General features: G+C 75.6%; 19 protein-coding genes. 13 read left to right on the top strand and 6 right to left on the bottom strand.

Annotated elements, in window-relative coordinates:
* Positions 1-72 precede the first annotated feature (72 nt).
* From ispG to BS73_RS14120, 4 genes are all read left to right on the top strand, one after another.
* Positions 73-1,227 carry a flavodoxin-dependent (E)-4-hydroxy-3-methylbut-2-enyl-diphosphate synthase gene (gene ispG, locus BS73_RS14135; protein ID WP_037579577.1) on the top strand — a complete coding sequence of 385 codons (1,155 nt, stop codon included), beginning with the start codon at positions 73-75 and terminating at the stop codon, positions 1,225-1,227.
* Between the two features lie 217 nt (positions 1,228-1,444).
* On the top strand, positions 1,445-2,299 hold the full coding sequence (locus tag BS73_RS14130; RefSeq protein ID WP_037572358.1) for a GNAT family N-acetyltransferase: 855 nt from the start codon (positions 1,445-1,447) through the stop codon (positions 2,297-2,299).
* A 134-nt stretch (positions 2,300-2,433) separates the two neighbouring features.
* Entirely contained in the window at positions 2,434-3,966 is a 1,533-nt protein-coding gene (locus BS73_RS38750; protein ID WP_063836988.1) for a hypothetical protein, read from the top strand.
* A 67-nt stretch (positions 3,967-4,033) separates the two neighbouring features.
* Positions 4,034-4,576 (top strand): GNAT family N-acetyltransferase, encoded by a 543-nt coding sequence (locus BS73_RS14120; RefSeq protein ID WP_037572351.1) that lies wholly within the window; start codon positions 4,034-4,036, stop codon positions 4,574-4,576.
* Between the two features lie 33 nt (positions 4,577-4,609).
* Here the strand turns inward: BS73_RS14120 and BS73_RS14115 are convergent, their stop codons facing one another.
* The 3 genes from BS73_RS14115 to BS73_RS14105 form a co-directional block, all read right to left on the bottom strand.
* Positions 4,610-5,536: an aminoglycoside phosphotransferase family protein gene (locus tag BS73_RS14115; RefSeq protein WP_037572348.1), complete on the bottom strand. Its 927-nt coding sequence runs from the start codon at positions 5,534-5,536 to the stop codon at positions 4,610-4,612.
* 65 nt (positions 5,537-5,601) lie between these two features.
* Positions 5,602-6,060, bottom strand: coding sequence for a ferritin-like domain-containing protein (locus tag BS73_RS14110; RefSeq protein ID WP_051939926.1), 459 nt, complete (start codon positions 6,058-6,060; stop codon positions 5,602-5,604).
* Positions 6,057-6,692, bottom strand: coding sequence for a hypothetical protein (locus BS73_RS14105; protein WP_051939925.1), 636 nt, complete (start codon positions 6,690-6,692; stop codon positions 6,057-6,059). Before BS73_RS14105 ends, BS73_RS14110 begins: the two co-directional genes overlap by 4 nt.
* A gap of 160 nt (positions 6,693-6,852) precedes the next feature.
* On the opposite strand from BS73_RS14105, the gene rimP reads away from it, so the two are divergent.
* From rimP to BS73_RS14060, 9 genes are all read left to right on the top strand, one after another.
* Positions 6,853-7,404, top strand: coding sequence for a ribosome maturation factor RimP (gene rimP / locus BS73_RS14100; RefSeq protein WP_037572345.1), 552 nt, complete (start codon positions 6,853-6,855; stop codon positions 7,402-7,404).
* A 2-nt stretch (positions 7,405-7,406) separates the two neighbouring features.
* Positions 7,407-8,417 carry a transcription termination factor NusA gene (gene nusA / locus BS73_RS14095; protein ID WP_037572342.1) on the top strand — a complete coding sequence of 337 codons (1,011 nt, stop codon included), beginning with the start codon at positions 7,407-7,409 and terminating at the stop codon, positions 8,415-8,417.
* A gap of 140 nt (positions 8,418-8,557) precedes the next feature.
* Positions 8,558-8,866: a YlxR family protein gene (locus tag BS73_RS14090; RefSeq protein WP_084704664.1), complete on the top strand. Its 309-nt coding sequence runs from the start codon at positions 8,558-8,560 to the stop codon at positions 8,864-8,866.
* Positions 8,867-9,079: 213 nt separating this feature from the next.
* Positions 9,080-12,166: a translation initiation factor IF-2 gene (infB, locus tag BS73_RS36170; protein ID WP_084704049.1), complete on the top strand. Its 3,087-nt coding sequence runs from the start codon at positions 9,080-9,082 to the stop codon at positions 12,164-12,166.
* A 249-nt stretch (positions 12,167-12,415) separates the two neighbouring features.
* Entirely contained in the window at positions 12,416-12,712 is a 297-nt protein-coding gene (locus tag BS73_RS14080) for a DUF503 domain-containing protein (RefSeq protein WP_037572333.1), read from the top strand.
* Positions 12,713-12,744: 32 nt separating this feature from the next.
* Entirely contained in the window at positions 12,745-13,203 is a 459-nt protein-coding gene (gene rbfA / locus BS73_RS14075; protein WP_037572330.1) for a 30S ribosome-binding factor RbfA, read from the top strand.
* Positions 13,200-14,129 carry a tRNA pseudouridine(55) synthase TruB gene (gene truB / locus BS73_RS14070; protein WP_037572318.1) on the top strand — a complete coding sequence of 310 codons (930 nt, stop codon included), beginning with the start codon at positions 13,200-13,202 and terminating at the stop codon, positions 14,127-14,129. Before rbfA ends, truB begins: the two co-directional genes overlap by 4 nt.
* A 193-nt stretch (positions 14,130-14,322) precedes the next feature.
* Complete coding sequence (locus BS73_RS38225) at positions 14,323-17,964, top strand: trypsin-like peptidase domain-containing protein (RefSeq protein WP_037572315.1); 3,642 nt, start codon at positions 14,323-14,325, stop codon at positions 17,962-17,964.
* Between the two features lie 123 nt (positions 17,965-18,087).
* Entirely contained in the window at positions 18,088-19,104 is a 1,017-nt protein-coding gene (locus BS73_RS14060; protein WP_037572312.1) for a bifunctional riboflavin kinase/FAD synthetase, read from the top strand.
* 252 nt (positions 19,105-19,356) lie between these two features.
* Here BS73_RS14060 and BS73_RS38745 read toward each other — a convergent pair whose 3' ends face one another.
* The 3 genes from BS73_RS38745 to eccE all read right to left on the bottom strand — a co-directional run bounded on the left by BS73_RS38745 (position 19,357) and on the right by eccE (position 24,426).
* Positions 19,357-21,765 carry a MinD/ParA family ATP-binding protein gene (locus BS73_RS38745; protein ID WP_051939924.1) on the bottom strand — a complete coding sequence of 803 codons (2,409 nt, stop codon included), beginning with the start codon at positions 21,763-21,765 and terminating at the stop codon, positions 19,357-19,359.
* A gap of 229 nt (positions 21,766-21,994) precedes the next feature.
* The gene (locus BS73_RS14050; protein WP_235215410.1) at positions 21,995-22,900 is read right to left on the bottom strand and encodes a hypothetical protein; all 906 of its coding nucleotides are present in this window, start codon (positions 22,898-22,900) and stop codon (positions 21,995-21,997) included.
* The gene (gene eccE / locus BS73_RS14045; protein ID WP_084704048.1) at positions 22,900-24,426 is read right to left on the bottom strand and encodes a type VII secretion protein EccE; all 1,527 of its coding nucleotides are present in this window, start codon (positions 24,424-24,426) and stop codon (positions 22,900-22,902) included. Before eccE ends, BS73_RS14050 begins: the two co-directional genes overlap by 1 nt.
* Between the last annotated feature and the right edge of the window lie 82 nt (positions 24,427-24,508).

Raw genomic sequence — 24,508 nt, 5'->3', positions numbered from 1 at the left:
CGGTCCGCGACCGGGCCCCGGCCGGACCGCCTACATCTGGTCACATCCGAACCCATGGGGAAGCACGCAGAGATGACCTCAGTCTCGCTCGGAATGCCGTCCGTCCCGCCGCAGCCGTTGGCTGAGCGGCGGTTGAGTCGTCAGATCATGGTGGGTTCGGTGCCGGTGGGTGGGGGTGCGCCGGTGTCGGTGCAGTCGATGACCACGACGCCGACGACGGATGTGAATGCGACGTTGCAGCAGATCGCGGAGTTGACGGCGTCGGGGTGTCAGATCGTGCGGGTGGCGGTGCCGTCGCAGGATGATGCGGAGGCGTTGCCGGCGATCGCGCGGAAGTCGCCGATTCCGGTGATCGCGGATATTCATTTCCAGCCGAAGTACGTGTTCGCCGCGATCGATGCGGGGTGTGCGGCGGTGCGGGTGAATCCGGGGAACATCCGGCAGTTCGACGACAAGGTGCGGGAGATCGCGAGGGCGGCGTCGGGGGCGGGGGTGCCGATCCGGATCGGGGTGAACGCGGGATCGTTGGACAAGCGGTTGCTGGAGAAGTACGGGAAGGCCACGCCGGAGGCGTTGGTGGAGTCGGCGTTGTGGGAGTGCTCGCTCTTTGAGGAGCACGGGTTCCGGGATATCAAGATCTCGGTGAAGCACAACGATCCGGTGGTGATGATCAATGCGTATCGGCAGTTGGCGGCGGCGTGTGATTATCCGTTGCATCTGGGGGTGACGGAGGCGGGTCCGGCGTTCCAGGGGACGATCAAGTCGGCGGTGGCGTTCGGGGCGTTGCTGGCGGAGGGGATCGGGGACACGATCCGGGTGTCGCTCTCGGCGCCTCCGGTGGAGGAGGTGAAGGTCGGGTCGCAGATCCTGGAGTCGTTGGGGTTGCGGCAGCGGGGGCTTGAGATCGTGTCGTGTCCGTCGTGTGGGCGGGCGCAGGTGGATGTGTACAAGTTGGCGGAGGAGGTCACCGCCGGCCTGGACGGGTTGAAGGTGCCGTTGCGGGTGGCGGTGATGGGGTGTGTGGTGAACGGGCCGGGTGAGGCGCGTGAGGCGGATCTGGGGGTGGCGTCGGGGAACGGCAAGGGGCAGATCTTCGTGCGCGGTGAGGTGATCAAGACGGTGCCGGAGTCGAAGATCGTGGAGACGTTGATCGACGAGGCGATGAAGCTGGCCGAGGAGATGGGCGTCGACGCCGAGGGCGAACCCGTCGTCACCCCCGTCGCCTGACCCTCTTCCTGCCCCGGCCCCGCCCTTTCGCCGTTTCCTCCGGGGCTGCCCGCCCCCGGCCCCGGTGAGCCCGAAGGGCGCCCGTTGACCTGCGACTTCGTCGCTGTGTTCGGGCGGCCCCGAAAGGCCCGGCGTCGCGTTACCCGTCCCGGAGGGATATCGTGCTTGCGCCCGCGGCGACAACGCCGCCGCTCGCCGCACCGCGGAGACATCAGTGTTGAGTAGTTCCTCCCTAGCGACTCGGCTTCTGGACGCCGGCGACCTCGCCGACGCGCAGGCCGTGCTCGACCGCGACCCGGTCGCGAACGCCTTCGTGGCCGCCCGCGTCCAGCTGGCGGGCCTGGACCCGTGGCGCCTCGGCGGCGAGATGTGGGGCTGGGACGGACCCGACGGACGGCTCGACGCCCTCTGCTACGCGGGCGCCAACCTGGTGCTGGTGAACGCCCGCCCGGAGGCGGTCCGCGCCTTCGCGGAGCGGGCCCGCCGCCAGGGCCGGCGCTGCTCCTCGATAGTCGGGCCCGCCGGACCGACCGCGGACCTGTGGAACCGGCTCGCGGACGTCTGGGGGCCCGCCCGCGAGGTCCGCGCCTGCCAGCCGCTGATGGCCACCGACCGCCCGTCCGAGGAGATCGCCGCGGACCCCCACGTCCGCCGGGTCCGCCGGGACGAGATCGAACTGCTGATGCCCGCCTGCGTGGCGATGTTCACCGAGGAGGTCGGGGTCTCCCCGCTCTCCGGCGACGGCGGGCTGCTCTACCGCTCACGCGTGGCCGAACTGGTGACCACCGGCCGGGCGTTCGCCCGCTTCGACGACCGCGGCCGGGTCGTCTTCAAGGCGGAGATCGGCGCCGCCACCGATCTGGCCTGCCAGGTCCAGGGCGTCTGGGTGGCGCCGGAGTACCGGGGGCAGGGCCTCTCCGAGACCGGCATGGCCGCCGTCGTCGAGCACGCGCTGCGCGAGGTGGCCCCGGTCGTCAGCCTCTACGTCAACGACTTCAACCAGCCCGCCAGGGCCGCGTACCGGAGGGTCGGCTTCGCCGAGGTCGGCGCCTTCATGAGCGTCCTCTTCTGAGGCCGGTGGGACGCGGTACGCAAGCCGACCGCGCCCGGTTCAATTCTGACGGAAGTCCACCGAAGCCCTCCCGTCCCCCGATCCGGTGATTAGGCTCCCCGCCGTATCTGCCCCCCACGGCAGGAGGAGTACCGGTGTCACCCAACCGTCCCATCCGACGACACGGCCGGCGGGGCCTCCCCGCCCCCGCCAACGTCCTTGCCCGCCATCGGACTTCGGCGATCGGCGCGGCGATCGGCGCCCTGGTCGCGCTGGCCGCGGTGCTCGGCGTCGCGTTCGGCGCCACCGGCGGCGGCGCCCCCGCCCCGGCCGGCGCGGCCGCCGCCGCGCAGCCCAACCCGAACTGCACCCTCTCCGTCCCGGCCGCCCCCACCTCCGCCGCCGGACTCGCCACCCCCTACCAGCTGACCGCCACCGACCCGGCGCAGGGCCCCTGCCACGAGGCCGACGTGAACCAGTCGGCCTTCGTCCAGGCGACCGCGGTGGATCCGGCCACCGGGGCGGTCTCGGTCTACGACCCGCTGGTGGTCGACGCCGGCACCCAGCCTGCGGCGGCCCCCGTCACCCCGAAGCTGCCGGCCGGCGCGGTCGTCGGCATCTGGTTCGGCTTCAACGGGACCACGCTGCGGCTGTCCGGCGCCGGTGCCCGAAGCTGCGTCAACGGCACGGGCTCCCCGTTCGGGCAGTTCGCCTACTGCAACGCCCCCGCGTTCTTCTCCGCCGCCAACCAGGCGGAGGCCGCCGGGCGGCTCGCGGTGCCGCCGCTCGGCACCGCCAAGGACGGCCAACCCTGCCTGACCACCCGCGACTTCGGGCTGGTGGACCAGGACCAGAGCGACAACGTCACCACCGAGTACCTCGCCACCGCGAACGGCAGGACCGCGCAGAACACCCCCGCCGGGGCACAGGCGGCCGGTACCGGGGCGCCACTGCTCAACGGAAGCGACAACCTGCTGCTGGACGCCTTCGTCGACCCGGCGCTCGGCTGCACCCCGTGGACCGCCCCCGACCTGGCCGTTCCCGGCAACAAGCTGACCTCCCTCGCGCTGGACGAGCTCCAGGCGGCGAAGGACCAGGCCGCGCCGACCGCACTGGTGCCGATGAACGACCCGATGGTCCTCACCGCCAACGGCGGTTTCAGCGCCACCAAGACCAACCTCTACCGGAGCGGTGTCGACCAGCGCAGGCTGAGCGCCGCCGACAACGGATCGCCGACGCTGTACTGCAGCCGGCTGGCCTCGCTGGGGCCGAAGCGGATCAACGCCGACCGGCAGTTCACCGTCGGCGCCCCCTCGCCGACCGCGGGGATGAACCTCTTCGACTTCCTCACCCAGCGGCTCGCGGCCTCGCTCACCAACCTCAAGTGCCCGCAGGCGGCGGCGCCTTCCGCGGCCTCGCCGTCGGGCTCGCCGACGGTGTCGGCACCGGCCTCCTCGGCGTCCGCCTCGGCCCCGGCCGCCGGTGGCACGGCGACGCCGTCCATGCCCGGATCGACGCAGGCCGGCGCGCCGACCTCGGCCGTGCCGGCGACCTCCGCCCCGGGGGCCGCGCCGAGTTCCGCGCCGGCCACGGCCGCGCCGTCCGCCTCGGCTTCCGTGACCTCGCGGCCGCCCGCCGGGCCGGGCGGTGGCCCGGGCGGCGGCTCGGCGTCCCGCGCTCCGCGGTGACGAACCGGCTGGAAAGAGCGCGCAGTCCGGTCGCCCCGGGCTGCCGTTGACGGTAACGTGCGCGGCCATGGAGGGTGTCACGATCTCGCCGATCGACCTGGCCGCGCGCGCCGCCGAGGCGCTCGACGTCCAGGCGCACGCCTTCGGCCTGACCGCCGAGGAGGTCGCGGTACGGCAGCAGATCGTCGTCCGGCACGCGACCCTCCCCGGCACCAGGGCGTTCGGCGCGCTCCTGGCCGACTCCGGCCGCCTGGTCGGCTTCGGCTACGGGATGCCGAACGACCGCACCCACTGGTGGAGCTCGGTCATCGAGCCGTACCTCGACGAGGCCGGGCACGGGGAGTGGCTGGACGACGCCTTCGCCGTCACCGAGCTCCACGTCCTCCCCGGCTACCAGGGCATCGGCCTGGGCCGGGGGCTGATCACCAACCTCTGCTCCGGGGTCGCGCAGAGCAGGACGATCCTCTCCGCGATCGACCGGGAGACCCCCGCCCGGCGGCTGTACCGCTCCCTCGGCTACGTCGATCTGGCCCGGCCCGTCCTCTTCCCGAACACCGCCCTGCCGTACGCCGTGATGGGCGCGTACCTGCCGCTCCGCGCCGGGGCCTGACGGCGCCTCGCCAGGGCCTGAGGGCGACTCGCCTCAGGCCGACACCCAGCTCGCGAACTCCAGCAGCAGTTCGCCGCCCTGCCGGTCGCCGACCGCCAGGCACCAGAGCCCCGCCTCCACCGCGCGGAACAGGCTCCAGCCGCGCAGCCGGTCCTGATCCACCTCCAGCGCGTCCGCCAGCCGGCCGAGCCGGCGGCGGGTCGCCGAGGCCGGGCCCGGGGAGCCGGCCAGGGTGTCCAGCCGGTCCCGGACCAGCCAGGCCAGGTCGTAGGCGCGCTCGCCGACCAGCGGCTTGGGGTCGATGGCCAGCCACTTCATCCGCTCCCCGGCCAGCACGTTCCCCTGGTGGAAGTCGCCGTGCAGCAGCACCGGCCCCTCCTCGGCGGGAGGCTCGGCGAGGAGCGCCTCGGCCGCCGCCGCGGCCTCGTCGGCGAGCGGCCGCAACTCCTCGTTGCCGGCGGCGTCCCGGCGGACGAGGAGGGTCGGCAGCAGCTCCCGGACCCGCTGCTCGACGGTGGTGAACGGGTGCCCGTCCGGCGCCGGGATCCACAGCCTGCGGATGGTCTCGGCGGCCTCCAGCATGGCCCGCGACGCGGCCAGCGAGCGCAGCGAGACCTCCCCGGAGAGCCGTTCCAGGAGCATCGCCCCGCGCTCGGGGTCGGCCTCCAGCAGCCGCACCGCGCCGGCGCCGTCCCAGCAGGCCAGGGCGGCCGGCTCCTGCGCGGTCTCCGGGCCGACCAGGCCCAGCTTGAGCACCGCCGGGGCGCCGTCCCCGGTACGCACCAGGACCACCAGGCTGATCTGCCCGCCGGGCTCCGGGACCCGCTCGACGGTGAGCCCCCAGCGTTCGGCGAACTCCTCCACCGCGGCCGGCAGCCGGGCCAGCCAGTCCTGCCCGGCCGGCCCCTCCCAGGCGTCGATGGTGCGGCGCAGCCGCTCCGGTACGGGTACTCCCGTCATGTCGGCCCTTCCGTGGCGTGTGCTCCGTTGCCGAACCATTGTGGGCCACGCCGGGGCGGGGTCGGCTAACCCGCTCCCAGACCGGGGAACGGAACCGAGGAGCCGCGCCAGCGGACCGCCCGCACGGCCGCGTCCCGCAGCGCGGCGGCGGCCTCCGCGCGGTCCTGGCCGGCCGGGAAGGCCTGCACCGCGTTGGCGTAGACGTCGGCGAGCCGCTCCTCCAGGACGACCGCCAGCCGGGTCGCGGAGGCGGGGTCGTTCACCGCGAACGGCAGACCGTAGGCGGGAGCGGCCGGGGTCGGGGTGGCGCCGGCCGCGGAGATCCGCCGGGCCAGCGCGTCCCGCTGGGTCCGGTGCGCCTGGTAGGCGTCGGTGGCCCGGCCCCTGGCCGGGCCACCGAGGTGGGCGCCGACCACGCCGTAGCCGTAGACCGCGGCCTGCTCGGCGGCCAACGCGGCCTGCAGCGCGGAGAGTTGGGGGGAAGTGGCGGTGGACCGGGCGGACGGCCCCGGGCTGCTGCTCATGCGGCGGCCCCCAGCAGTTCGGCGTGGCCGGCGTTGCAGGCGGCGATCGAGGCGAGTAGCCGGGCCAGGGCGGGCGAGGCGGCGTTCAGCTGCCCCTCCCGGTCCTGCCCGGCCTTCCGCTCGGCGTCGGCCAGCGCCCGCAGGGCGCCCCGCCGATCGCCGGGCACCTGGGCTGACCCACCGTCAGCGGAGGCCGGTGTTGACGCCGGGGCCGATTCCGACGCCGACGGGGACGCGGTCGCGGAGTTCGCGGAGGCCGGCGCCGAGGCGCTCCGATCGAGCGCCGCGACATGCCGGGCGGTCTCCGCGCGCAGCGGCCCGAGCACCCCGGCCAGTTCCGGACGGACCGTCAGGGTCGCGTCGTAGCGGGCCAGCAGCGCCCGCGAGGCGGACGCGCCCCGGGCGCGCAGCCGCGCGTCCGCGGCGTCCGCCACGGACGCGGCGGAGGCCCGGTCGGCGGCCGAGCCGCTTCCCGGCCCCTGGCCGCCGCCCGCGCCGCAGGCGCTCAGCAGCAGGGCGGAACCGGCCGCGAGCAGCATCCGCCGACGGGGGGCGGAGAATCCGGCCCCGGCTGGGGCGGCGGTGGCGGCGGTGGCGGCTGTGGTGTCGTGGGGCAGCGAGGTCGGCGGCACGCAGCGGACGTTATCGCGGTGGCGCCCCCGGCAGCGAACCGGCCGCCGACCCGTGGACGACCCCGTCGGCGAATCGGCATATCCGGTGTCCACCCGATAGAGTTGGCCTCCACACACACGACCTTCCGACAACAGCAGACGCGGCCGAGGAGTCACCCGGATGAGCAATACCCAGAGCGATCGGCTGCGTGCCCTGCTGGAACCACTGACCGCCGAGGCGGGCCTCGATCTGGAGGAGATCCAGGTCTCGCAGGCCGGCAAGCGCCGCCGCCTCCAGGTGGTCGTCGACGGCGACGAGGGCGTCAGCCTGGACACCGTCGCCGAGTTGAGCCGGGAGTTCGGTAAGGCGCTCGACGAGTCCGACGCGATGGGCGACGGAGAGTACGTCCTCGAGGTCGGCTCCCCGGGCGTGGACCGTCCGCTCACCCGCCCCCGCCACTGGCGCCGCGCCGTCGGCCGGCTGGTGGAGGCGCGGCTCGCCGACGGTGTCCCCGGGGGAGAGGCCGTCGGCCGGGTGCTGGAGAGCGACGAGGCCGAGGACGGCGGAGTCCTGCTGGAGATCCCGCCGGTGAAGGGCCGCGGCAAGCCGTCCGAGCGCCGGCTGGCCTATGCGGAGATCGCCAGGGCGCGGGTCCAGGTCGAGTTCAACCGCAAGGAAGACAAGAAGTCTGACGCCTCCGACGAGGGGGACGAGAAGAAGGAGGAGGCGTAGCCGTGGACATCGACATGAGCGCATTGCGCGGTCTGGTGAGGGAGAAGGAGATCTCGTTCGACCTCCTGGTGGAGGCGATCGAGTCCGCCCTCCTCATCGCCTACCACCGCACCGAGGGCTCGCACCAGCGGGCCCGGGTGGAGCTGGACCGCAAGACCGGCCATGTGACCGTCTGGGCGACGGAGACCCCCGACGAGGCCGAGGCGGCGGGCGGGGACGCCGAGCCCCGCGAGTTCGACGACACGCCGTCCGGCTTCGGCCGGATCGCGGCGACCACCGCGAAGCAGGTCATCCTGCAGCGCCTGCGGGACGCCGAGGAGGAGGTCACCTTCGGCGAGTACGCCGGCCGCGAGGGCGACATCGTCACCGGCGTCGTGCAGCAGGGCAAGGACCCCAAGAACATCCTGGTGGACATCGGGAAGCTGGAGGCGATCCTGCCCTCCCAGGAGCAGGTGCCGGGCGAGGACTACGCCCACGGCGTGCGGCTGAAGTGCTACGTGGTCGCGGTCCGCAAGGGCGTCCGCGGCCCCTCGGTCACCCTCTCCCGCACCCACCCCAACCTGGTGCGGAAGCTCTTCGCGCTGGAGGTCCCGGAGATCGCGGACGGCTCGGTGGAGATCGCCGCCATCGCCCGCGAGGCCGGCCACCGCAGCAAGATCGCGGTGCGCTCGGTGAAGCAGGGGCTGAACGCCAAGGGCGCCTGCATCGGCCCGATGGGCGGCCGGGTGCGCAACGTCATGGCCGAGCTGCACGGTGAGAAGATCGACATCGTGGACTGGTCGGACGACCCGGCGGAGATGGTGGCCAACGCCCTCTCCCCGGCCCGGGTGAGCCGGGTCGAGGTCGTCGACCGGGACGCCCGCTCGGCCCGGGTCACCGTGCCCGACTACCAGCTCTCGCTGGCCATCGGCAAGGAGGGGCAGAACGCCCGCCTGGCCGCGCGGCTGACCGGCTGGCGGATCGACATCCGCCCGGACACCGCCGACGAGGCGGAGAGCCCGGCCGGCGACTAGTCCCGGCCGGCGGGAATCCTCCGACCGCCGGGCCGGTTCTGCCAGGTGAGGCGCCTGCCCGGCCCGGCGAGCGTCGGGGGCCCCTGCCGTCATTGATCGACGGGAGGGGAGTGGAGACCTTCAGAGGGGTAGACTTGGTTGTGTCTGGCCGGACGCATGCTGTCGCATGCCCGGAACGCACCTGCGTGGGCTGTCGCAAGCGAGCGGCCGGACGGGACCTGTTGCGAGTGGTCGCGATCGGGGACGCCTGCGTCCCGGACCCGCGCCGCTCGCTTCCCGGCCGAGGGGCGCACCTCCACCTCGACCGGACCTGCCTCGACCTGGCGCTGCGCCGCCGGGCGTTCCCGAGGGCGCTGCGGCGCCCGGGCCCGCTCGACACGGAGCAGCTGGCCCGGTACGTGGGCGAGCAGGTCGGCGGTGACGCGGTCGCTGCGCCGGAAAGGCGTTGACGCGGAGCCGCGGTAATACCACCCTCGCCCTGGGCGGGGGTGTTCGTCAGAAGCACAGTGTGCGGACGGCCAAGTCCGTGCTGAGCACAGGTACCTCGCGAGTCGGAAGTAGGTCGAGATTGCGATGAGCACTCGATGAGTACGCGATGAGTACGCCCATGCAGAAATAGCGACGGTCCGGCGGACGACCACCCCGGACCGAGAAGGAGCGAAGTGGCTAAGGTCCGGGTCTACGAACTCGCGAAGGAGTTCGGGGTAGAGAGCAAGGTCGTCATGGCCAAGCTCCAGGAACTCGGTGAGTTCGTCCGTTCGGCGTCGTCGACCATCGAGGCGCCTGTCGTACGCAAGCTTGAGAACGCTTTCAACAAGAGCAGCTCCGCTTCCGGTGCGAAGGGAAGCAACGGGGCCGCTCCCGCCAAGCCCGCGGCGCGCAAGCCCGCGGCACCCAAGCCGGCCGGCGGCTCCGCCGGTGCGGCCAAGCCCGCCGCTCCGGGGCCGCGCCCCGGTCCGGCCGCGCCGCGTCCGGCCGCCGGCCCCGCGGCGCCGCGTCCGGCCGCCGGCGCGCCCGCCGACGGCGGTGCCGCCCGTCCGGCCGCCTCCGGCCCGCGTCCGGGTCCGCGTCCGGCTCCGGCCGCGCCGCGTCCGGCCGCGCCGGCCGCCCCGGCGGCGGAGTTCTCCGCGCCGCCGGCGGAGGAGAGCAAGCAGCAGAGCCCGCAGCCCAGGGGCGACCAGGGCCAGGGCCGCGGCGAGGCCCCGGCCGGGAACCGTCCGGCCGCCTCGGGCCCGCGTCCGGGTCCGCGTCCGGCCCCGGCCCCGCGTCCGGCCGGCCCGCGTCCGGGCAACAACCCCTTCACCTCGGGCAGCACCGGGATGCCGAAGCCGGGGCAGCGCCCCGGTGGCGACCGTCCCGCGCGTCCCGGCGGCCCCCGTCCGGGCGGCGGCCAGGGCGCCGGCGCTCCGCGTCCGGGCGGCCCGCGTCCCGGCGCTCCGCGTCCGGGCGGCGGCCCGCGTCCCGGCGGTTCCGGCGGTGCGGCCCCCGGCGGCATGCCCCGTCCGCAGGGCGGCGCGCGTCCGTCTCCGGGCAACATGCCGCGTCCCAACCCGGGGATGATGCCCTCGCGTCCCGCCGCCGGCGGTGGCGCGCGTCCGGGCGGCCCCGGCGGCCGCTCCGGCGGTCCGGGCGGTCGTCCCGGTGGCGGCGGCGGTCGTCCGGGCTTCGCCGGTCGTCCCGGCGGTCCCGGTGGCGGCGGTGGCGGTCGTCCCGGTGGCGGCGGCGGCGGTTTCGGCGGCCCGCGTCCGGGCGGCTTCGGTGGCGGCGGTGGCCGTCCCGGTTTCGGCGGACGTCCCGGTGGCCCGGGTGGCCGCGGTGGCACGCAGGGTGCGTTCGGGCGTGGCCCGGGCGGGCGTCCGGCGCGCGGCCGTAAGTCGAAGCGGGCGAAGCGCCAGGAGTACGAGGCCATGCAGGCCCCGTCCGTGGGCGGCGTCATGCTGCCTCGCGGCAACGGCCAGGTGGTCCGGCTGTCGCGCGGTGCCTCGCTCACCGACTTCGCGGAGAAGATCAACGCCAACCCGGCCTCGCTGGTCCAGGTGATGTTCAACCTGGGCGAGATGGTGACGGCGACTCAGTCCGTGTCCGACGACACGCTGAAGCTGCTGGCCGACGAGATGGGCTTCACCCTCGAGATCGTCAGCCCGGAGGACGAGGACCGCGAGCTCCTGGAGTCCTTCGACATCGAGTTCGGCGAGGACGAGGGCGGCGAGGAGCAGCTCGCTCCGCGTCCGCCCGTGGTCACCGTCATGGGCCACGTCGACCACGGTAAGACCCGCCTTCTGGACGCGATCCGGAAGTCGAACGTGGTCGCGGGCGAGGCCGGCGGCATCACCCAGCACATCGGCGCGTACCAGGTGGCGGCCGAGGTGAACGGCGAAGAGCGCCCGATCACCTTCATCGACACCCCCGGTCACGAGGCGTTCACCGCCATGCGTGCCCGCGGTGCCAAGTCGACCGACATCGCGATCCTGGTGGTCGCGGCGAACGACGGCGTGATGCCGCAGACCGTCGAGGCGCTGAACCACGCCAAGGCGGCCGACGTGCCGATCGTGGTCGCGGTCAACAAGATCGACGTCGAGGGCGCCGACCCGGCCAAGGTGCGCGGTCAGCTGACCGAGTACGGGCTGGTGGCCGAGGAGTACGGCGGCGACACCATGTTCGTCGACATCTCCGCCAAGCAGGGCCTCAACATCGAGAGCCTGCTGGAGGCCGTGGTCCTCACCGCGGACGCCTCGCTCGACCTCCGGGCCAACCCGGAGCAGGACGCGCAGGGCATCGCGATCGAGGCCCACCTGGACAAGGGGCGCGGCGCCATGGCGACCGTCCTGGTCCAGCGCGGAACGCTGCGGGTCGGCGACTCGGTCGTGGTCGGCGACGCCCACGGCCGCGTCCGGGCGATGCTCGACGAGAACGGCAACAGCCTCAAGGAGGCCGGGCCCTCCCGTCCGGTCCTGGTGCTGGGTCTGACGTCCGTGCCGCGCGCCGGCGACAACTTCCTGGTCGTCGACGACGACCGGACGGCCCGTCAGATCGCGGAGAAGCGCGAGGCGCGCGAGCGCAACGCGCGGTTCGCGCAGCGCCGGGTGCGGGTCTCCCTGGAGGACCTGGACAAGGCCATCGCCGCCGGCGACATCGAGCAGCTCAACCTCATCATCAAGGGCGACGTCTCCGGTTCCGTGGAGGCCCTGGAGGACGCGCTGCTCAAGCTGGACGTCGGCGAGGAGGTCGAGCTCCGGATCCTGCACCGCGGTGTGGGTGCCATCACCGAGTCCGACGTGGACCTGGCGATGGGCTCGGACGCCATCATCATCGGCTTCAACGTGCGCGCCGAGGGGCGTGCGCGGACCGCGGCCGAGCGCGAGGGCGTCGACATCCGGTACTACTCGGTCATCTACCAGGCGATCGAGGAGATCGAGAACGCCCTCAAGGGCATGCTCAAGCCGGAGTACGAGGAGGTGCAGCTCGGCACCGCCGAGGTGCGCGACATCTTCCGGTCCTCCAAGTTCGGCACCATCGCCGGTTGCCTCGTGCGGTCCGGGATCATGCGGCGGAACGCGAAGGCGCGGCTCATCCGGGACGGCAAGGTCGTCGCGGAGAACCTCACCATCGACTCGCTGCGCCGGTTCAAGGACGACGCGACCGAGGTGCGCGAAGGCTTCGAGTGCGGTCTGACCCTGGGGTCGTTCAACGACATCAAGGTCGACGACCAGATCGAGACCTTCGAGATGCGCGAGAAGCCCCGCGTCTGACGCGGTGGTCCGGCGGGGCCGGGGGCTCGTCCCCCGACCCCGCCCCTTCCCGAAACCGGGGGGAGACCCCCGGGCCCCCTCGGCGCCGCTGCCGGTACGGCCACCGGGCTGCAAGGCTCTGGCCGTCGCCGGGCGCGGCGCCGTAGTCGGTTGGTCGCGCGGTTCCCCGCGCCCCTGATTCGCTGCGCGAATCTCGGGGCGGGGGCGCGCGGCATCCCCTAGGCCCTGGGCCGGCTTGGCCCGTTGCGCATGTTCGTGGGAACGCTCGTTTTCGATCTGCTGCTGGGCGACGTCCACTCGCTCAAGGAGAAGCGGTCGATCATCCGGCCCATCGTGGCCGAACTCCAGCGCAAGTACTCGGTCTGCGCGGCCGAGACCGGTGCGCAGGACCTCCATCGCCGGGCCGAGATCGGACTCGCCGTCGTGGCGGGCGAGAGCCGGTACTGCGTGGAGGTGCTGGACAGCTGTGAGCGGCTGGTCTCCGGGCGTCCGGAGGTGCAGTTGCTGTCGGCGCGGCGCAGACTGCGGGACGACGCCGACGATTGATCGAACAACCCAGTAAGCCGAGGAGAGGCATCGTGACCGACACCGCGAGGGCGCGCAAGCTCGCCGACCGGATCCGGGTGGTCGTGGCGGAGACGCTGGAGCGGCGGATCAAGGACCCCCGCCTCGGCTTCGTCACCATCACCGACGCCCGGGTCACCGGGGACCTGCGCGAGGCGACCGTCTTCTACACCGTCTACGGCGACGACGCCGAGCGGGCCGCCTCGGCGGCCGCGCTGGAGAGCGCCAAGGGCATCCTCCGCTCCGAGGTGGGGCGGCAGACCGGGGTGCGGTTCACCCCGTCCCTGACCTTCGTCGCGGACGCCATCCCGGAGAACGCCAGGACCATCGAGGACCTGCTGGCGAAGGCCCGCGCGGCCGACGCCGAGCTGCGCTCCAACGCCGTGGGCAAGACCCATGCCGCGGGCGAGGACCCGTACCGGGCGCCGCGCGAGGACGACGACGCGGACGCCGACGGGGACGACGAGGAGTGAAGCGCAAGGGGACCGGTCCGGACGGGCTGGTGATCGTGGACAAGCCGGCCGGCATCACCTCGCACGGGGTGGTCGGCCGGATCCGGCGGCTGGCCGGGACCCGCAGGGTCGGGCACGCCGGGACGCTGGACCCGATGGCCACCGGGGTGCTGGTGGTCGGGGTCGAGAAGGCGACCCGGCTGCTCGGCCATCTCGCGCTGACCGAGAAGGAGTACACCGCGACCGTCCGGCTCGGGCAGAGCACGGTGACGGACGACGCGGAGGGGGAGGTCACCGCCTCGGCGGCGGCCGACGGTATCGCGGCGGAGGCCGTGGCGGCCGGGATCGCGCGGCTGACCGGGGACATCGAGCAGGTGCCGTCCAGCGTCAGCGCGATCAAGATCGACGGGAAGCGCTCGTACACCCGGGTCCGGGAGGGCGAGGAGGTCGAGCTGAAGGCCCGGCCGGTGACCGTCTCAGAGTTCGTTCTGGAGGCCTCGCGGCCCGCGGTCGCCGAGGACGGGACGGCCGTGCTTGACCTGGACGTCCGGGTGGTCTGCTCCTCCGGCACCTACATCCGGGCGCTGGCCCGGGACCTGGGGTCCGCACTCGGGGTGGGCGGGCATCTGACCGCGCTCCGGCGGACCAGGGTCGGACCGTACGGGATCGAGCGGGCCCGCGGGCTCGACGAGCTGGACGCGGCGGCGGAGGCCGGGGACTTCGTGTCGGCGGTGCTGCCGATCGGGGCGGCGGCGGATGCGGCGTTCCCGCGCTGGGACGTGGACGCCGAGCAGGCGCGGCTGCTGACCAACGGGGTGCGGTTGGACGCGCCGGGGCTGGGCGTGGGGCCGGGCGCGGCGATCGCCGTGTTCGGCCCGGAGGACCGTTTCCTCGCGCTGGTGGAGGAGCGCGGGGGGAAGGCGCGCTCACTGGCGGTGTTCGTCTAGGGGCTGCTGCTTCGGGCCCCGCCTTGGCGCCCTGTGGATTCGCCGGCTGAATCCACAGGGCGCCGATGTTCCTGCTTTCGAGGGAGCGCGCGAGGTGCGCGGGGGTTGTTCCGGGGCGCGGACGATCTCTCGGGACGAGCGGTGGGCAGCCTTTCGCCGGCGCGGGTAGCGCGTCGGACGGGAGGCGGGCCGGATGGGGACGCGGCGTGCGGGGGCGGCTGCGGGCGGCGCGGGGGCGCTGGTGCGGATCCTCGGCGCGGACGGCGCCCCGCTCGGCACCGGTTGTCCGGTGGACCGCCAGGGGACCTTGCTGACCTCCCTGGAGGCGGTCGAGGCGGCAGGCGCGCCGACGGTGGCCGGGGTCCCCGTCTCGGCCTGGGGTCTGCGCGCGCTGCGCCGCTGGAACCTCGCGCTGCTCACCCCGGACCCGCCGCTCGCCGGCCTGCTGGGCGCCGCCGCGCAGCCGCTCGGCACCGGTCGGTCCACCCGGCTGGTCTCGCTGCCGATGCCCGACGGGCGGCCGCTCACCGGAGGCGTCGCAGGGACGGTGACCGCGGACTGCGCGGGCTGCTCCCTGCCGGGCTGCTGGCGGATCGAGCTGGGCGGCGGACTGCCGGCCGGCTCGGCGGGCGGACCGGTGGTGGACGCGGAGACCGGCGCGGTGGTCGGCGTGCTGCTCGGTGAGACGGGCGGCGGGAGCGCGGTGGCGCTGCCGCTCGGCGCGCTGCTGGGCGAGCCCGAGATGGTGGATCTGCTGCGGAGGAACGCCCTGAGCGTGCCGGCCTTCGGCCGCGCGCTGAACCTGGCCGGGGTGCTGGAGCTGGCGGCGGCCCAGCCGGCCGGCCCGGCCGAGGGGGCCGTCGTACCGGAGGTGGCCGCGGCGGTGCGGGCGCCACGGGCGGACGGCCTGGTCGAGCGGTTCGCTGAGGCGGCGGGGGAGCCGGCGGAAGAGACGGCAGGGAGGAGCGCGGGGGACGGCCTGGAACCGCCGGTGCTGGCCGTGGTCGGCGGGGCGGGGACCGGGCGGAGCACCGAGCTGGCGGCGCTGGCCGCCGCGCGCTCCTCGCCGGGCGCGCGGCTGCCGACCGTACGGCTGCGCGGGGCCCGGCTGCGGGCGGAGGACCGCTCGCTGGGGGACGCCGTGGAGCGGGAGCTGGACGGCGCCGCTGGGCGGCTTGGCGTCCCCCCGGTGGGCGCGGGGATCGGCCCGGGAGCGGCCGCGGTCTGCCGGATGGCGGCGGCCGGAGGTCGCCGGGTGGTGATCCTGCTGGACGCCCCCGAGGAGGCGCCCGCCGCGCTGCTGGCGGGCCTGGAGCGGTGGTGCCGGGAGAGCGCGGAGTGGCTGCGGTCGGCGGGAGCCCGGCTGGTGGTGGGGTGCGGTCCGGAGTTCTGGGAGGCGGCCGGGCCCTGGTTCGGGGCGGTGGGGCGGATCGTTTCGCTGGGGGCCGGGCTCGACGTCCAGCCGCTGGCGGGGGCCCTGCTGGAGGAGGTCCGGCGGGCCGACCCCCGGGTGGTGCTGCGGCGGGCGCGGGGCGGGCAGGAGATGGCCCCGCCGGTGGAGGAGGTCTTCGCCTCGTATCTGTCGCTGCTGTGCCTGCGGGCCGCCGAGCGGATCGCCGTCGAGGGCGGGCGGCACGGCGGCGGGAGCGGCCGCAGCGGCCGCAGCGGCGGGGGCGCCCGCCACCGGGGCGGGGAGCCGCCCGCCGTGGCGCCGGCACCGGAACCGGGGGAGGTCCGCCGGCTGGCGGTGCGGGTGGCCGGGCGGGTGCACGAGGCGGCCCGCCGGGCGCTCGGGCCCGGTCGGGGCGGCCTCCGCGCGGCGGACTTCGCCGAGCTGTTCCCGGCGGAGGAGGGCTGGGCCGGGGCGGTGCTGGGCGAGCGGCTGCTGGTCCCGGTGGGGCCGGGCGGCCGGGACGGCTACCGGTTTCCGCACCAGGCCTTCGGCGACTGGCTCCAGGCGCACCACCTCGATCTGGACGCCGCCTTCCGCGCCCTGCTGGACGACGGGCGGCCGGCTCCGGGGGCGGGCGGCCAGGTGCCGGGGTTCCGGGCCGGGGTGCTGGAGTGGGCGCTGCTGCGGGTCGGGGAGCGGAGCGGACCGGAGGCGCTGGATCCCTGGCTGGCCCGGCTGGCGCAGGCGCTCGACGCGCCCCCGGGCGAGCCGCGGGCGGAGCCTGGGCGCAGTCCGCGCTGGTGGGCCGAGCGGCTGCTCTCCGGCGTGCTGCTGCGGGTGCCGGATCCGCGCCGGCACTGGGCCCTGCTGCGGGCGCTGGGCGAGCGGCTGGGCAGGGGCGGTGACGGGGACGGGGCCTCCGCCTCTGCCTCCGGCTCGGCCTCGGCCTCGGACGGCTCGCGGGCCGGGGCGGAGACCGGGCGGCTCGGACTCGGGTTCTGGCTGGGGCTGCGGCTGCCCGTCGCCGACCGGGCAGAGCTGCTGCGGCCGCTCGCCCGGGCCGGCCGGCCCGGGGCGGTGGAGGCGCTGACCGGGCTGCTGGCCGAGGATCCCGCGGCGGTGACGGCAGTGCTCTGCCGCTGGCTCGGAGACGGACGCGGGGACGGACCCGGTGGCGGGGGATCGCGCGGGGGCGGCCGTGCCGACGCGGTGGACGCGAAGCTCGCCGAGCGGCTGCTGTGGGAGCAACGGCGGCTCGGCGTCGACGAGTTGGTGGAGGCGCTGGTCGAGCTGGGCGCCCGCGGCGTGCCGCACGCCGACCGGCTGCTGAGCCGGCTGGCCCGGGCGGAGCCCTCCGCGCTCTGCCGGGCCGTCGACCGCTGGGCCCACGACCCCCGGCCGGAACGCCACGTCGCCGCCGCCGTCCACGCCGTGCCGACGGCCGCCGCGCTGGCCGGCCAGGGGCCCGCGCGGGTGCTGCTGCGATACGCGGCGCTGGCCGTCCTGGACCGGGACGGCGAGCTGCCCCTCCATGGGGCGATGCTGGCCGTGCTGATGCACGACGAGGAGGCCCGGGCCCGCCATCTGCCGGCCGCCCTCGCCGGCTTCCTGGCCGGGGACCCGTTCCTGCCCGCGGCGGCGCTGGTGCCCGCGCTGGCGAGCGGGCGGCAGCAGGTGCTGGCGGCCTTCGCCGAGGCGCTGCGCGGGCCCGCCGGGCCGCGCGCGGACGCCGTACTCGAGGTGCTGGCCGGGGTGGACGAGCCGGACGCCAGGGCCGCCGCGGATCTGCTGATGCTGCGCCACCTCGGCGAACGTCCGGACGCGGCCGGGCGGTTGGCGCGCTGCCTGGACGCCCGGCTGGCCCGGGGGCCGGCCGCGCGCGGCTCGCTGCTGCCGCTGGTGCGCGAGCTGGTGCGGGCCCAGGGGCCGGCGGTGCGGCGCGCGCTCGTGCCGGTGCTCGCCGGGCCGGAGCCGCCGCTGCGGCAGGAACTGCTGGACGAGCTGCTCAAGGTCGAGGACGACCCGGACAACCTGGAGCTGGTGCTGGACCGGGTCGCGGCGGGGGACGCGCATCTGCCGGCCCGGGTGCGGCAGATCGTGCGGACGGTACGGCCCCGGCTCGCCGCCGACCGGCTCGACCTGCGGCTGGTGCGCTGCGCACGGGGGCTGCCCGGCTTCGCCGAGCTGCTGGGCGAGTGGCTCTGCGAGGACCCGGCGGCCGAGGCCGGGCCGCGTACCCGGCGGCTGCGGGAGCTGGTCGCGGACGGGACGCCGGCCCAGCGGGCGGCGCGGATCGCGGAGGCGATGCCGGGGAGCGACGCCCGGCCGGGGAGCGACAACCGGCCGGGCGGCGACGCGTTGCGGGGGCGGGACGCCCGGCCGGGGCGGGAGGTCGCGCGGCGCGGGCCGGGGAGCGGGGGCCCGGAGACGGCCGCCCGCTGAACCGGCGCGGTGCGGCGGCCGGGTGAGGCGCGCCCGGGGCAGGGGCGGACCGGCGCGCATGGCAGGCTATAGGGGCAACAGGAGTGTTCGGACGTAGGCAAGTGCGATCGAGGAGCGGTCAGGGTGCAGCGCTGGCGTGGCCTGGAGGACGTCCCGGGGGACTGGGGGCGGAGCGTCGTCACCATCGGTTCCTTCGACGGTGTGCACAGGGGGCACCAGCTGATCATCGGGCAGGCGGTCGAGCGGGCCCGGGAGCGCGGGGTGCCGTGCGTCGTCGTCACCTTCGACCCGCACCCGAGCGAGGTGGTGCGGCCGGGCAGCCACCCGCCGCTGCTGGCCCCGCATCACCGGCGGGCCGAGCTGATGGCCGAGCTGGGAGTGGACGCGGTGCTGATCCTGCCGTTCACCCGGGAGTTCTCGCAGGAGTCGCCGGAGGAGTTCGTCCGGCAGGTGCTGATGGAGAAGCTCCACGCGTGCGAGGTCGTGGAGGGTCCCAACTTCCGGTTCGGGCACAAGGCCGCGGGCGACGTCCGGCGGCTGGCCGAGCTGGGGCGGCTGGAGCGGAACGACTTCGAGGTGGCCGTCATCGACCTGTACGAGCGGGGCGACGTCGGGGACGGGCAGGCCTTCTCCTCGTCGCTGGCTCGGCGGCTGGTCGCCGAGGGCGACGTGCGGGGGGCCGCCGAGGTGCTGGGGCGTCCGCACCGGGTCGAGGGCGTCGTGGTGCGGGGCGCGCAGCGGGGGCGGGAGCTGGGGTATCCCACCGCCAACGTGGAGACGCTGCCGCATACCGCGGTGCCGGCGGACGGGGTCTACGCCGGGTGGCTGACGATCGGTCAGCCGGAGGGCGACGAGAGCGAGTTGGGGCGCGCGCAGGCGGAGGGTGAGGTTCCGCCGGTGGGGGAGCGGATGCCCGCGGCGATCTCCGTGGGGTCCAACCCCACCTTCGACGGGACGATGCGGACGGTCGAGGCCTATGCGATCGACCGGGTCGGGCTCGATCTCTACGGCCTCCATGTGGCCGTCGACTTCCTCGCCTATCTGCGGGGGATGGAGAAGTTCGACTCCGTCGAGGCGCTGCTGGAGCGGATGGCGGACGACGTCAAGCGGGCCCGCGAGCTGACGGATGCGGCGGGCTAGCTTTTCTGCCCCGGCCCCGCCCTTTCGCCGTTTCTTCCGGGGCTGCCGCCCCGGGCCCCGAGCGCAGCGCCGAAGGAGCGGGACAGGGGCGCGGGGAACTGCGCGCCCGGCCTGGCAGTCTGCCGCAGTCGGCAGCGGCGACTGGGTTGCAACCCGATCTCCGTTGCCGGGTGCGGCGCCGTAGATGCCTGGGCGCGCAGTTCCCCGCGCCCCTGGTTGTGCGGCTGCGCCGCGACAACCCGGGGCGTGGTGCTACTGCTGGGGCGGGTAGCCGTAGCCGCCTGGGCGGGGCGGGGGCTGCCAGCCGCCGGGCTCCGGCTGCTGCTGCGGTGGCTGGGGCTGCTGCTGTGGCTGCGGTTGCTGGGGCGGGTAGCCGTAGCCGCCCTGGGGCCAGGACTGGCCCTGCTGGGGGAGGCGGGGATCGGCCCAGCCGCCCTGCTGCGGCGGCTGCGGCTGCTGCTGGGCCTGCGCCTGCGGCGCCTGCGGGGCGGGCTGCTGCTGCCAGACGCCGGCGGCCTGCTGGGCGCGCGCGAAGTCCTCGGCGACCAGCGCCGCGAGGTCGAAGTAGGCCTCGCGGGTCTTCGGCCGCATCATCGCCAGGTCGACCTCGGCGCCCGCCGCGAGGTGGTCGTCGAAGGGGACCACGACGACTCCGCGGCAGCGGGTCTGGAAGTGGGCGACGATGTCCTCGACCTTGATCATCTTGGCCGTCTCGCGAACCCCGGAGACCACCGAGATGCTGCGCTGCACCAGCTCGGCGTAGCCGTGCGCGGAGAGCCAGTCCAGCGTCGTCGAGGCGCTCGACGCGCCGTCGACGCTGGGGGTGGAGACGACGATCAGCTGGTCGGCCAGGTCGAGGACGCCGCGCATCGCCGAGTAGAGCAGGCCGGTGCCCGAGTCGGTCAGGATGATCGGGTACTGCTTGCCGAGGAAGTCGACGACCTTGCGGTAGTCCTCGTCGTTGAAGGTCGTGGAGACCGCCGGGTCGACGTCGTTCGCCAGGATCTCCAGGCCGCTCGCGGACTGCGAGGTGAACCTGCGGATGTCCATGTAGGAGTGGAGGTTCGGCAGGGCCTGGACCAGGTCGCGGATGGTCGCGCCGGTCTCCCGGCGGACCCGGCGGCCGAGGGTGCCGGCGTCCGGGTTGGCGTCGATCGCGATCACCTTGTCCTGGCGCTCCGAGGACAGGGTCGCGCCCAGCGCGGTGGTGGTCGTGGTCTTGCCGACGCCGCCCTTGAGGCTGATCACCGCGATCCGGTAGCAGCTCATCACCGGCGTGCGGATGGTCTGCAGCTTCTGCTGCCGCTGCTCCTCGGCCGCCTTGCCGCCGAAGCGGAAGCGCGGGCCCTGCTTGCGCTCCTTCGGCTGCTGGCGGAGGAGGCGGTCGGAGGAGAGCTCGACCGCGGCGGTGAAGCCCAGCGCGGCGCCGTGCACCACCCGCTCCGGGGCGCCCTGGCCCGGGTACGGGTACTGGCCCGGCATCTGCGGCTGCTGCGGCGCCTGCGGAGGCAACGGCTGCTGCGCCTGCGGCTGCGGAGGCAGCGGAGCCTGCGGCGGCATCGGCGCCTGCGGCTGGGGCGCCCCCGGCTGGGGCGCCCCCGGCTGCTGGGCCTGCTGGGCCTGCTGCTGGGCGGCGGGGTCCGGCTGCGCGAGGGGCTGGCCGTACGGGTTCGGCTGGGCCGCCGGCGGATAGCCGTAGCCGCCGGGCTGCTGGGCCTGGGCGTACGGCGCGGACTGCGGCCAGCCGCCCTGGCGGGGGTCGAACGGGGGCGTCGGCGGCGGCGGTGCGACGGGCTGCGGCTGCGGAGGCTGGACCGGCTGCGGCTGCTGGGCCTGCGGCGGCTGTGCCTGGGCCTGCGGCTGCTCCGTCGCGGCCGGCTGCGGGGCGCTCGCCTGCCAGGCCGGGGGCGACTGCGGAGACGGGTAGGACTGCTGCGGGGGCTGGACGTTCGCGGGCGCCCCGCCGTTGACCGAGGGGTCGCCGAAGCCGGTCGCCGGTGCCGGCGCCTGCTGCGCGTTCGGCTGCGGCTGCGGTTGCGGCTGCGGTTGCACGGACGGCTGCGGCTGGGCGGGCGCCTCGGGCTGCGGCGTCTCGGGCTGCGGCGCCGCGGCGTCGGGGCCCTGCGCCGGCTCGGCGGCGGGCTGCGGCTCAGGCGCGGTGGCGGCCTGCGGCTCGGGCGCGGCCGTCGGCTCAGGGGCGGCCGGAACCGGCGGGACCGCCGAGGACGCCTGCTGCGCGGGGGCGCCGTCCGCCCACGGGGCGGCCGAGGCGGGCCCGCTGGACGGTGCCTGCGCACCGGTCGCGGGGGCCGCGGCGGCGGCCGGCGGCGTGCCGAAGGGGTTGCCCGCCAGCCCGGGGTCGGACTGCGGCAGGACCGGGTCAGAGGCCGAAGCCGGCTCCCCGCCCGCATCAGGCGCGGACGGACTGCTCGGCGTGCTCGCGCTGCTCGACGTGCTCGGTGCGGGCGGCCCGGACGGGGTCGCGGTGGACCGGCCGGCCTGCGCGGACGACGACGAGCCCGAATCGTTCTGGGTGTACCAGGCAGGAGGGGTGTAGTCAGGCGCGTCGGACCATTCCTCGTCGTCCACGTCGGAGTCGGGCAGGACGTCGCCGCTCCTGTCGACGCTGCCGACGGGGAGGCCGTCGCGCTCGCTGCTCACTGGAATCCCTCTCGTTCACTCGGGTACGCACCCTGGCGGTCGGGCGCGCGCCTGGGCCGGAAACCGCGCATGTGCGCACCAGGGTAGTCATACCCGGCGACCGGTTGGCAGCCCTCCCTGGGTTCCCAGGGGGTCATCCCCGTCACTCGACCGGAACCGGCCGGTCCCCGTTCGCTCATCATCCGGCACCGACCGGTCGGAGTGACCGGCCGGCGTCCGGTGGACGCCGTCAGTCGACGCGGCGGGCGGGCCCGAGCAACTGCTCCTCGCCGGCGACCGGTTGGGCGGTGACGTACTGGAAGGCGCTCCTGGTCGACCAGAGCGTGGCATGGTCCGGCAGGGTCGGCAGCGCCTCGGTCTCGGTCGAGCCGAGCAGCAGCGAACGGGCGATGATCTGCGCCTCGCCGGGCGACACCCGCTGCACGCCGACCAGGTCGGCGGCGCCGAGCAGCCGCTCCGCGCCGGGGCCGAGGTAGGGCAGCAGGGTGAGGGTGGTCTGCCACGGCCCGGAGGCCAGCCGGCTGCGCGCGGGCCGCGCTCCGCAGTCCCGCACCACCAGCACCGGTGCGGCGACCGAGGGGCCCTGCGGGCCGATCCGGCCGACCTGGTGGACCGTCACACACGGCTGCCCGCCGCCGGCCGCCTGCGCCAGCGGCGCCCACAGCTGGCCGCGCGCGGTCTCCACCGCGACCCGCGCCCCGGTGGCCGCCGCCCGCAGCGCCAGCAGCTGGGCCGCCCAGATGCCGCCGACCAGCACGATGTGGTACGCGGAGGGACGGAACAGGCCGAGCACCGCGGGCTCCTGGCTGTACGCGTCGGAGCCGATCACCACGCCGTCGTCGCCCACCGGGGTGGACAGCGCGTCCAGCTGGTCCGCGGTCAGCACATGCCGCTCGCGGCGGGGTCCGACCAGACCGAAGCCGGGCAGCCGGCGCCGCCGGGGGGCCTGCGGCGCGGGCGCGGTACGCGAGGAGGCGCCGCCGCCGGAGACTCCGGCACCGCCGGACTGGTCGCCCGCCCCGCGGCCGCCGGGGCCCGCGGGGCCGCCGCCGTACGCGCCGTAGCCGCCGGCCTGGACGCCGCCGGAGATCCCGGAGTCGTCACGGGAGGGAGCGGGGTATCCGGAGATCGCCATCAGCGGGTTCCTCCCAGCGGCAGCGTCGCCAGGACACCCGGGACCTGCTCGAGATCGAGGCGGGACAGGCCGGCGCCGACGCTGTGCGCCCGTCCCTCCAACTGCTTGCTGAGCTGCGCGAGTTCGCTCTCGCTGCGGGCGGTGAGGCGGACGTAGCCGCTGATCGCCGCCGAGCCGGGCTCGCCGACCGGCGCCTCGCGCACCTCCAGGCTGAACGTGCTGGCGAGGGCGGATCCGCCGGTGAGGAGGTTGACCATGGCCGGCGCGGAGACCTTGCCCGGGCCGCCCGGCAGGGACAGCGACGGCCAGCGGGACAGCCAGTAGGTGGTGTGCCAGCGGTCGTCGCAGCGCCAGGCCCGCCGGGTCTCCGCGGTGCGGCGGCCGATCTGCGGCATGGCGCCGGTCTGGCCGCGGCTCTGCGCCGTCGCCAGCGGGCTCGGGCAGACCGCCGTGGCCAGCGCCGAGTTGACGCCCTGCTCGTCCAGCACGGTGACCCGGAAGCCGGCCTCGGTGAGCCGCGCGGCCAGCTGGTCGGCGGCCCGCTGGAGAGCGCGCCGGGCGCCCTCCTCGCCGCCGCCGCGGGCCTCCACGGCCCGGCGGCACAGCTCGGGGTCGAGGCGCAGCGCCACCCAGGTCAGCCGCAGCCCGGCGGTCTGCGGGCCCTCCGGCACGTCCCGGTACGCCCGGGCGGCCAGCGCCTGCTCGGGGAGGTGGGGGGCCGGGGCGGGCTGGGTGAACTGCACCACCTGCACCGAGCTCAGCACGATGTCGTCCACCCGCAGCGCGTTCCGCAGCACCGAGAGCGGCATTGGGCGGCTGGACCGGGACGGGCGCAGCGGCTCGTCCCGCGGGTCGATCTGCAGGACGGCGGAGAGAAAGGTTCCGTCGCCGACCATGCCGATCTCGCGGTGCTCGGCGCGGGCGGTGGCGCCGGCGGCCGCGCCGGGCACCCGGCTCTCCACGCTGTGGGCGGCGACCCGCAGCGCGGGCTCGCACTCCAGCACCGGCATCAGCGCCGGGTCGGTGCCGGAGTCCACCCGGGCCTCGTCGGCCCGGGACTGCCGCTGCTTGAGCGCCGAGCGGGCCCGGGTGAAGTCGCCCGGGGCCAGCCCGCGGATCCGGATCAGCGCGACGACGAGCAGCAGCACGGCGACCACACCGAGCACCGGAAGCAGCAGCGGGACGCTCTTGTGCCAGGCCCAGCCGGCCAGCGCGGCCGCCGCCGCGGCCTCGACCAGGACCAGCTGCTGCACCCGGAACGGGCCGAAGCGGCCGGGCCGGGAGGCGCGGCGCGGGTGGACCGGGGCCAGCGGGCCGGCCTCCGCCGTCACCGCGGGGTTCTGACGGGGCGCCGACCCGCCGCGGTCCGCCGGGCCGGCCGGCGGCGGCACGGTCGCGGCGCCGCCGCGGCCCCTGCCCTTCGCCTGCTTCCCGGCCTCGCCGGACTTGTTCCCGGACTCGGCGCCTCGGCGCGACTTCTGGCGCGCCCGGTCGCGGCCGGCGCCCGGTGCGGTCTGGCTCGGCATCCCCCGGTCAACCTCTCTACGGTTCTGGCTCTCTGCGGTGCGTGGACATGGTGCCCCGCCGCGCGGCGTACCTGCTGCGGCT

The sequence above is a fragment of the Phaeacidiphilus oryzae TH49 genome, from assembly GCF_000744815.1.
Taxonomy (GTDB): Bacteria; Actinomycetota; Actinomycetes; order Streptomycetales; family Streptomycetaceae; genus Phaeacidiphilus; species Phaeacidiphilus oryzae.
Note: the sequence above shows the minus strand (reverse complement) of the source record. Positions and strands in the feature narration are given on the sequence as shown.